5 protein-coding genes and 1 pseudogene are annotated in these 9,895 nt (G+C 73.3%); 3 read left to right on the top strand and 3 right to left on the bottom strand.

All coding sequences use genetic code 11. The features are described 5' to 3' along the window. Positions 1-134: 134 nt before the first annotated feature. From DSY14_RS02585 to DSY14_RS02595, 3 genes and pseudogenes are all read right to left on the bottom strand, one after another. The gene (locus DSY14_RS02585; protein WP_307851104.1) at positions 135-3,101 is read right to left on the bottom strand and encodes an FAD-binding and (Fe-S)-binding domain-containing protein; all 2,967 of its coding nucleotides are present in this window, start codon (positions 3,099-3,101) and stop codon (positions 135-137) included. A gap of 3 nt (positions 3,102-3,104) precedes the next feature. Next, positions 3,105-3,407, bottom strand: coding sequence for a hypothetical protein (locus tag DSY14_RS02590; protein ID WP_211714787.1), 303 nt, complete (start codon positions 3,405-3,407; stop codon positions 3,105-3,107). A gap of 17 nt (positions 3,408-3,424) precedes the next feature. Next, a pseudogene (locus tag DSY14_RS02595) lies at positions 3,425-3,640 on the bottom strand (TRAP transporter large permease subunit); the annotation flags it as partial. A 246-nt stretch (positions 3,641-3,886) separates the two neighbouring features. On the opposite strand from DSY14_RS02595, the gene DSY14_RS02600 reads away from it, so the two are divergent. From DSY14_RS02600 to DSY14_RS02610, 3 genes are all read left to right on the top strand, one after another. Beyond that, positions 3,887-4,615 (top strand): GntR family transcriptional regulator, encoded by a 729-nt coding sequence (locus tag DSY14_RS02600; protein ID WP_211714789.1) that lies wholly within the window; start codon positions 3,887-3,889, stop codon positions 4,613-4,615. Positions 4,616-5,086: 471 nt separating this feature from the next. Next, positions 5,087-8,239, top strand: a complete 3,153-nt coding sequence (dnaE, locus tag DSY14_RS02605) for a DNA polymerase III subunit alpha (RefSeq protein ID WP_211714790.1) — start codon at positions 5,087-5,089, stop codon at positions 8,237-8,239. Positions 8,240-8,376: 137 nt separating this feature from the next. Beyond that, a complete protein-coding gene (locus DSY14_RS02610) occupies positions 8,377-9,297 on the top strand; it encodes a universal stress protein (RefSeq protein ID WP_211714791.1) in 921 nt (306 codons plus the stop codon). The last annotated feature ends 598 nt before the right edge of the window (positions 9,298-9,895 follow it).

Consider the following 9,895-nt stretch of genomic DNA (forward strand, 5'->3'; position numbering starts at 1 on the left):
GTTCCGAACAGGGACGACAGCGCACGGGCGGGCGGTGGTGATGGCCCCGTCCCTCCGGTGGCCGCCCACCCCCTCCCACGACAGGGCGAGACCCGCGCGCAAGCGGGGCCCACTCCGATCGGCCTCAGGCTCCCTCAGGTGCCCTCGCGCAGAGCACGCCGCAGGACCTGGGCGAGGTGCAGGGGCTCGGCGTCGGTCTCCTGCCTGACCTGGGTACGGCACGAGAAGCCGTCCGCGAGCACGATGTCCCCGTCCGCGCGCGCCCGGATCGCGGGGAACAGCTCACGTTCGCCCAGATTCCGGGACAGGTCCGCGTGACCGGGTTCGAACCCCCAGTTGCCCGCCAGGCCGCAGCACCCGGTCCGGATGCTCCGCTCGTCGACCCCCACCGCCGCGAGCAGGGAGGACGACGACCCGGAGTCCCCCCGGGCGCGTTCGTGACAGTGCACCTGCGCGATCGCGCCGACGTCCAGCGTGGCGAACGGCCATCGAGCGGGATCCTCACCGTCCCGGGGCAGGTGCGCGGCGACCACGTCGGAGAACGGAACGACCGCCTCCTGGAGTCGCGCGGCCCGGGGATCGTCCGGCAGCAGCTCGGTGAGTTCGTGGGCGAGCATCTCCCGGCAGGAGGGCTCCAGCCCCACGACCGGGATCCCCTCCTCCACGTACGGCGCCATCACCTCCACAGTGCGGCGCAGAACCCGTCGGACCATGGTGAGCTGACCCGTGGAATGCCAGGTCAGACCGCAGCACACGAACTCCCGGGGCATCAGGACCTCATAGCCCAGCGCCTCCAGGACCTCCACGGCGGCCAGCCCGGGTCCGGTGTCGAGATGGTCGGAGAACGAGTCCGGCCACAGCACCAACCGGGGTCGGTCCCGGCCCCCCTCCGCACCGGATCGCGGGCTCCGTTCCTGGTCCGGGACGGTCGTGGAAGCGCGACGCCGACGGAACTCGGCCCGCAACGAGCGGGGCGCGAAACGGATCATGCCACGGGACCGGTCGATCCCGGCCACCGCCTTGGCCGACCGTTCCAGGACGGGGATCCGCAGCAGGACGTTGAGTGCGCGCGCCGCACCCGGGACACGGTGCAGGAGCGAGGTCAGGAGCGGCAGCCACCCCATCGAGTAGTGCGCCGGCGGTCGCACACGCCCCTCGTAGTGCCGGTGCAGGAACTCCGCCTTGTACGTGGCCATGTCCACGTTGACCGGGCACTCGGACGCGCAGGCCTTGCAGGACAGACACAGGTCCAGGGCCTCGCGGACCTCCTCGGAGCGGTGGCCGCCGGTGATCCGCTCCCCGCGCAGCATCTCGGAGAGCAGGCGGGCGCGACCCCGGGTGGAGTGCACCTCGTCCCCGGTGACCTGGAAGGACGGGCACATCGCCCCCTCCTGGGAGCGGCAGGAGCCCACACCGACACAGCGGTTGACGGCGTTGACCAGCGAACCCTCGTCACGGGAGAGCGCGTGCACCGGCGTGAGCTCGAAGCGGCGCTGCTCGGGACCGGGCCGCAGCCCCTGGTCGACGGGGTCGGGGTCCACCAGGACGCCCGGGTTGAAGAGACCGTCGGGGTCGAAGACCTCCTTGAAACTCCGGAAGGCCGCCAGCATCTGTGGGCTGTACATGCGCGTCAGGAGCTCGGACCGGGCCCGCCCGTCGCCGTGCTCCCCGGAGAGGGATCCGCCGTGGGCCGCCACCAGGTCGGCGGCGCCCTCCATGAAGGCGCGGAAGACACGGTCGCCGCCCTCCTCCCGCAGCGGATAGGACACGCGGATGTGCACGCAGCCCTCACCGAAGTGCCCGAAGGGGATGCCCTGGAGGCCGTGGGAGTCCAGCAGCCGGTAGAGGTCGCGCAGGTAGTCGGCGAGGTTCTCCGCGGGAACGGCGGAGTCCTCCCAGCCCGGCCAGGCCTCGCCGCCGTCGGGAAGGCGGGTGACGATGCCCGCTCCGGCCTCGCGGATGCGCCACAGGGCGCGGGCCTCGGTCCGGTCGGTGACCACGGTGGAGGCCACCAGGGTCCCGGCCTCGGCGACCAACCCGCGTGCGCGCGCCTCGGCCTCCTCCACAGTGCGACCGCTGGTCTCGCAGTAGAGCCACCCCCCGGCGGTGACGTCACCGGGGGCGCCGCCGGGCAGCCCCGAGCCGGCGCGTTCCTTGCCCGGCTGCGCGCGCAGGGCCGTCAGGAGGTCGCCGCCCATGCCCTCGATGGTCGCCACGCCGTCCTGGCGCAGGCGCGGGGCCACCGCGGCGGCGTCGAAGACCGTGGGGAAGGCGAGTACCGCCAGGGCGGTGGCCTCGGGGAGTTCCACGAGGGAGACGGTGAGCTCGGTGATCACACCGAGGGTCCCCTCCGAGCCCGCCACGGCCTTGGCCACGTCGAAGCCGTGCTCCGGCAGCAGGTAGTGCAGGCCGTAGCCGGAGACCTGGCGGGGGAAGCGACCGAGTTCGAGGCGGAGCATCGCCAGGTGCCGGTCGCGCAGCCCGCGCAGGGCGGTGTCGACCCCCTCGTCGTCCGCGCCGCCGCGCTCGGAGCGGACCTCCCGTCCGTCGGCGAGCACGGAGGTGACCGCGACCAGGTTCGAGGCCGAGGTCCCCCACGCCACGGAGTGGGATCCGCAGGCGTTGTTGGAGACCATGCCGCCGATGGTGCAGCGGGAGTGGGTCGAGGGGTCGGGCCCGTAGGTGAGTCCGTGGGCGGCGGCGGCTTCCTTGAGCTGGTCGCAGACCACCCCCGGTTGGACGCGGGCGGTGCGGGCGACCGGATCGACCTCCAGGACGCGGTTCATGCGCCGCGAGGTGTCGATGATCAGCCCCTCGCCGATCGCGTTGCCCGCCACGGAGGTCCCCCCGCCGCGGCCGACCACCGGCCAGCCGCGCAGTCGGGCGAGCTCGATCCCGGCGCGCACGTCGTCGGTGTCCTGCGGTTCCAGCACCGCGGCGGGGAACCGCCGGTAGAGCGAGGCGTCGGAGGTGTAGGCGCCCCGTGTGGTCGTGTCGAGCCGGAGCCGGGCGCCCAGGAACCGTTCGAGTTCGGCGGTGCGGGGCCCGTCGGTCCCCGGTGTCCCGGTCGGGTTCGGGGAGGGGTCGAGTGTGCTGGTCACCGGTCACACACCCTTTCTGTCGGTGTCGGGGCCGTCCGCGTCCTCGGGGGCGGGGACGCCGGTGTCCTCGGGCTGGCGCGCCCGGACCTTGGCCGTGTACTGGAGCACGAACGCGCAGCAGACGCAGAGCGCCGACCCGGTGAAGGCCACCGACGACGCACCCGCGGAGAGGGCGGTGATCCAGCCGGGCCGGACCAGGAGCACCCCGGCGAGCCGGCCGAACACCACGACGGCGCCGCTGAGCAGGAACACGGCCAGGCCGGCCCAGAACAGGAACCACACCGGGCGGAGTACGACTGATCTCATGGTCTCTTCCTTGGCGATCAAGCCGGGATCGGCGGCCGGCCCATACCGACCAGCCAGGCGATGGCGATCATCGAAAGCACGAACCAGACGGTGAGCGGGACGAGCATCCTCACGGGTTCGGCCCTGGCGAACCCGGCCGCCATGAACAGCGGGGCACCGATGGGCGGTGAGGCCCCTTCCGTGCAGGTGCACAGGAGCAGGGTCACGACCGCCACGGTCGGGTCCATGCCGAGCGAGGTGAGCGCGTAGGTCGAGGGCGCAGGCGACGAAGGCCGCCACCAGCGCCTCCGAGATGGGTCGCCTCATCGGCACGTTCACGATGATCGTGACGGCGATGAACACGATGAGGCTGATGATTCCTGCCCCCACGCTTTCTCCTCACTCGTCACTCACAGCGACCCCCGCCACATGCATGTAACATGTTACATACACTCGCATGTCGCAAAACCCGGACATCGCCTGTGGCAGGATGGGCGACCATGGATCAAGGACTTCCCCACCGTGCGCCGTCACTGACCGAACAGGTGATGGACCGGGTCCGACAGGCCGTGGTCGACCAGACCATGCGGCCGGGGGAGCTCTACAGTGTCCAGCGCCTGGCGGAGGAGATGGGGATCTCCCGCTCACCGGTCCGGGACGCGCTGGTGAGGCTGGAGGAGGCCGGGCTGCTCGCCTTCGAGCGCAACCGCGGTTTCCGGGTCCTGCCCACCGAGCCGGAGGACGTGGCGGAGATCTTCTCCATACGGCTGGCCCTGGAGGTCCCGGCCGTCGCCCGCGCCGCGCGCGACGCCGACGCCGAGGCGCTGGCCGGGATCGCCGCCGTCGAGGAGGCCATGCACGCCGCCGCGACCGAGGGCGACGAAACCCTGTTCTTCGACCACGACGAACGCCTGCACGACATGATCATGCGGGCCGGCCGGGCCGACCGGAGCGCGCAGATCGTCGCGCGCCTGCGCATCCACACCCGGCTGCTCGGCGCCTCCACCGCCGGTGACGCCCGCACCCTGGACGACATCGACGCCGAACACGCGCCGGTGCTCGCCGCCCTCAGGGACCGGAACCCGGCCGCCGCCCGGGAGGCCATGGAGCGTCACCTGCGCTCCACCGGGCGTCTGCTCGTGGAGCAGGCCTGCCGCCGCCAGGGCCGGGCCCCGGAGGAGGCGGGGCGGATCTGGGCGCGGTTCGAGGTGGAAGGGCCCGCTTCCTAGGCCGTGACCGTGTTCGCTCCGGGACCTCCACCGCGCCTCGGCCCGTGTGCGGGCACCCGACGGCAAGACGGGGACCTCCGGCGCCTCCGGTGTGATGACTCGTTCCTCGCGGACCCACCCACGGACCCTCCCCGGATTCCAGCGAGCAGCGCCCGCCGACACTCGAACGCACACACCCCCCGGCGTGAGGACCGTGCGTGCGCGGAACACCGCCTGGCCCAACGCACACGTTCTGATCGGCGCCCTGGGGTTCCCCGCTCCGGCGCACCCCACCGACACGCCCCGGCGGCACACCGGCGCGGGGCGTCGCCCCATCGCCGCGGACGGACCCTTTCCGACCCTCCGATCGACCCGCCGGAGCCTCGTTCGTACTGGTCAGGATGCGATCCGGAGTGAACTGCGCTAGAGTTTTCGAACAGAGGTTCGAAACGGCGTCTTCCCCTTCTGCCGGATACGGGAGGGGTGTCACCGGTGTTCGCACATCTGCGCTCGGCGTCGTCGTTCTCCTTCCGGCACGGCACCGTCCCACCGGCGGCCCTGGTCGAACGGGCCGCCCTCGACGGACAGCCGGTGCTGGCCCTGACCGACCGGGACGGACTCTTCGGGGTCGCCGAACACGTCCGGGCCTGCCGGGACACCGGCGTGCGCCCCGCCTTCGGGGTCGACCTGGCCCTGGCCTCACCCGAGGGCGGCCGGGTGGTGCTGCTCGCCCGCGGTTCCCGAGGGTGGGCCCGCCTGTGCCGTCTGGTCTCCGCCGTCCACCAGGCACCCGGCCCGGTGGCCGTCACCCCCGAACAGCTCGCCGAACACCGTGAGGGTCTCGTGGTGCTGCTCGGCAACGACTCCGACGTGGGCCGCGCTTTGGCCCAGGAACGACCCCTGCACGGCCGCGACCTGCTGCGTTCCTGGCGTGACCTTGGTATGGAGGTCGCCCTGGCCCCGTACGACCACGGCGCCTCCGGGCAGCGCCGCACCGCCCGGGACCTGGTCCGACTGGCCGACGCCGAACACGTACTGGCGGTGCTCACCAACGCGGCCCGCTACCCGACCGACGCGCACGCCGGGGTCGCGCACGCCCTGGACCGGATCCGCAGGCACGCCCCCGGCGGCTACCGGCCCGAGCCCCGCACCGACCGCGCGCACCTGGCCACCGACGAGCAGATGCGTCACGTCGCGGCCGGGGTGTGCGGTGGGGACACCGCGCGCGCCCGACGTCTGGTCGCCCACACCCTGGCGTTGGCCACCTCCTGCGCCCTGGACCCCGTCGGTGACCTGGGGTGGGAACGCATCCACCTGCCCACGCGCCCCGAGGCCGCCACCGAACTGCGCTCCCTGGTGGTCGACGGCGCCTCCCGCCTGGGCCGGGCCGCGGAGGAACGCGCCCACCACGAACTGGAGGTCATCACCCGGATGGGGTTGTCGAGCTACTTCCTCACCGTCGCCGACGCCGCCCGCGCCATCCGGGACAAGAACATCCGCTGTTCCGCGCGCGGGTCGGCGGTGGGCAGCCTGGTCGTCCACCTGCTGGGGATCTCCGCGATCGACCCCCTGGAGCACGGTCTGTTGTTCGAGCGGTTCTGCACCCCGAGCCGCCCCGGCCTGCCCGACGTGGACCTGGACGTGGAGGCCGCCCGCAGGCTGGAGGCCTACGACGCGGTCATCGCCGCCCACCCCGGGGCGAGCGCCGCCGTGGCGATGATGGAGACCTACCGGGCCCGCAGCGCGCTGCGCGACGCCGGGACCGCTCTGTCCCTGCCCGCGGTGGAGGTCGACCGAATCGCCTCGGTCTTCCCCCGGGTGCGGGCCTCCCGGATCACCGAGACCGCGCGCGACCTCCCGGAACTGCGGAACCTGGACGGGCTGGACAGCGCGCACGTCCAGAGACTGTTCGCCCTGGCCGAGCGCCTGTCGGGGCTGCCCCGCCACGTGGCGATGCACCCCTGCGGGCTGGTGCTGTCCGACGACGCTCTGGGCGACCGGGTGCCCACCCAGCCCTCCGGGGCCGGATACCCGATGGTGCAGGCCGACAAGGAGGACGTGGAACACCTGGGGCTGCTCAAGCTGGACGTGCTGGGCGTGCGGATGCAGTCGTCGCTTTCCCACGCCGTCGACGAGATCGGCCGCACCGCGGGGTTCCGCCCGGACCTGGAGACCCTGCCGGAGAACGACACCGCCACCGCGCACATGGTCGGGGCCTCCCACACCCTTGGCTGTTTCCAGATCGAGAGCCCGGGCCAGCGTGAACTGGTCTCCCGGCTCCGGCCGCGCGGGGTCGCCGATCTCATCGCCGACATCTCCCTGTTCCGGCCCGGCCCCATGGGCACCGACATGGTCTCCGCCTACATGGGGGCCCGGGAGGGCGACGAACCGCCCCGACTCCCCCACCCGACCCTGGGCCCGGTCCTGGCCGAGACCGGTGGCGCGCTGCTCTACCACGAACAGCTCCTGCGCACCCTGGACACCATGACCGGCTGCGGGTTGGACGAGGCCGAGGCCATGCGGCGCGCCCTGGGCACCGACCAGGGGCGTCGGGAGGTGAGGACCCGGGTGCGCACCCTGATGACCGAGCGCGGGCACGACGAACGGACGATCGGGGACACGTGGCGTCTGGTCGCGGCGTTCGGCAACTTCGGCTTCTGCAAGGCGCACGCCGCCGCGTTCGCGCTGCCCACCCACCAGTCCGCCTACCTCAAACGGCACTTTCCGGCGGCATTCTTCGCCGGGCTGATGACCCATGACCCCGGCATGTACCCGCGGCGGGTGTTGCTGAACGACGCCCGCCGGCTGGGGGTCACGGTCCTTGCGTTGGACGTGAACGTCTCCGGGCGGGAATGGCACGTGGAGACGGACGCGGAGGGGCGGTGGGGTCTACGGCCGGCGCTGACGGACGTGGGCGCGCTCACCGGAGCCGAACTCGACCGGCTGCTGACGCGGCGGCCCTTCACCGACCCGCGCGACCTGCTCGCCCGGGCGTCCCTGTCCCGGGAGTCGGTGGACAACCTGGTCCTGGCCGGTGCCCTGGACGCCCTGGCCGGGGTCACCGGGACGCCGGGAGCCCCGGACCGACGCGACGTCCTCGTGCACGCCCACACCCTGGTCCGCGGCCACGGCGCCGACACCGTGGGGCGCGCACCCGACCAGCTCTCGTTGCACACCGGCCCCGTGGAGGTGCCGGTGGGGGCGGGGACCCCGATGACGCACACCGAGCGCGTGGCCGAGGAACTCCGGGTGCTGGGCTACGAACTGTCCGGGCACCTGTTGGACCGTCACGCCGAGCATCTGGCCGCGTTGGCCTCCGCCCGTGACCTGGTGGAGGCCCAGGACCTGCACCGGGTCCCCGACGGGGCACAGGTGTTGGTGGCGGGGGCGCGGATCTGCACGCAGACCCCGCCCACCCGGTCGGGACGGCGGGTCGTCTTCACCACCGTGGAGGACCGGACCGGGCTGGTGGACGTCGCCCTGTTCGCGGACGCCCAACGGCACTCCGCCGGCGCGGTGTTCGGCTCCGCCCTGCTGGCGGTCCACGGGCGGGTGCGACGAGCCGCTCCCGGCGCGCTGCCCACCCTCACCGCCACCCGGGTCCGCTCCCTCGATGGAGGCCGCCCCGGCACGGACGGTGCGTGACCCGGACCGCGGACCCGATTCACGCGCCACGCCCCGCAGGAGAGAGGCGGCGCCGGGCCCGTGGGGCACTCTCGAAGAGGACGGGACGGACCGCGCGCGGGGGCGCGCGGCGGCCCGCCACGGGGGAGGGAACAGGGATGGCCGAGAAAGAGCCGGTCGCACCGAAGGTGGTCGTGGGCGTCGACGGTTCGGCGACCGCCGAGAGGGCACTGGGTTGGGCCGCGTCCGAGGCCGCGCGCCGCGGGTGGCCGCTCCACGTGATCCACGCCCTGGACATGCCGTTGGTGATGTCGGTGTACGCGGGGCCCACCCGGTTCCCGCCGAGCGAGGAGATCACCGCGCAGGCGCGGCGGGTGCTGGATCGTTCCGAGGCGCACGTGCGCGAGCTGGAACCGGAGCTGTGGGTGGAGACCGTACTGGCCCTGGAGGATCCGGCGAAGGCACTGTTGAAGCGCATCGGGCCGCAGGACCTGGTGGTGACGGGGTCGCGAGGGCTGGGCGCCGCACGCTCGGCCCTGGAGTCGTCGGTCGGTGTCCGGTTGGCCGCCCGGGCGGCGTGCCCGGTGACCGTGGTGCAGGCGGGCGAGGGGTCGGTGGTCACCGCGCCCCGCCGGATCGTGGTGGGGGTGGACGGGTCCGACTACTCCCGCGACGCGTTGGACTTCGCGTTGCGCGAGGCGGCCCGCGTGGAGGGCGGTTCGGTGGTCGTGGTCCACGGTTGGCGGGTCCCGCTGCCCTTCGACGCCGAGTCGTTGGCCGAGGCCGGGTGGTCGCCGCCGGACGATCTACTGGACCAGCGGTCGCAGGTGATGGTGTCCGAGATGCTGGACCGGATCAAGGACGAGGAGACCGCGCACGTGGGGGTGGCGGTCGTGCGGGTGGACGCCGACCCCACCGACGCCCTGGTCGAGGCGGGCGCCACCGCGGACATGATCGTGGTGGGATCCCGGGGTCGGGGCAGCGTGCGGGGGTTGTTGTTGGGTTCGGTGAGCCAGGGCGTGCTGCACCGGGCGACCGTGCCGGTCACCGTGTTGCCGAAGGCGGTCCACAAGCGCTGACGGAACGCGGGACGGGGCCTTCGGGACGTGGACCGGACCGGCGCCCCGGGCCCGCCGCGGGCCGAGATGGCAAGCCCGTTCCGCGCGGGTTCCGCACCGAAGGGCCGCGGGCGCCGTGCCGATCGGGGCGCCGACCCGACACCGACGAGGCATCGGCCCACCACCGCGGTGGCCGGCCGGCGGCGGCGCCGTGCGCCCCACCGGCGCCGGCGCGCGGGACCGCGCCGTGCCCTCACACCGCGCCGTCCGGGCGCAACGCGTTCGACGTCCTCGGCCCCGCCCGAGGCCGGGGTGGGCGGGCTCACGCTCGTCCCGGGTCGCTTCGGTGGTCACCGGCCCCTTGCCCGGTCCGGGGGCCGACACCCCGGGTGAGGAGGAGCGGAACGCGCGACGCCGAGCGCTCGCGTCGGGACGGCGCGCCACGGGACCCTTTCGTCGCCCCGACGCACACCCGGGTCCCGAAGACCCCCGCGTTAACCTCGGGTTTCGTGACTTTCGGTAGTCGAAACATCCCATTATGTAAGACTCGTCACGGTGCGCCCGAGGTGAACTTAGGTTAGCCTCCCCTGAGTTGGCCATCCCCCGGCCGATCTGTCCA

It is taken from the genome of Nocardiopsis sp. MG754419, from assembly GCF_018207095.1.
Taxonomy (GTDB): Bacteria; Actinomycetota; Actinomycetes; order Streptosporangiales; family Streptosporangiaceae; genus Nocardiopsis.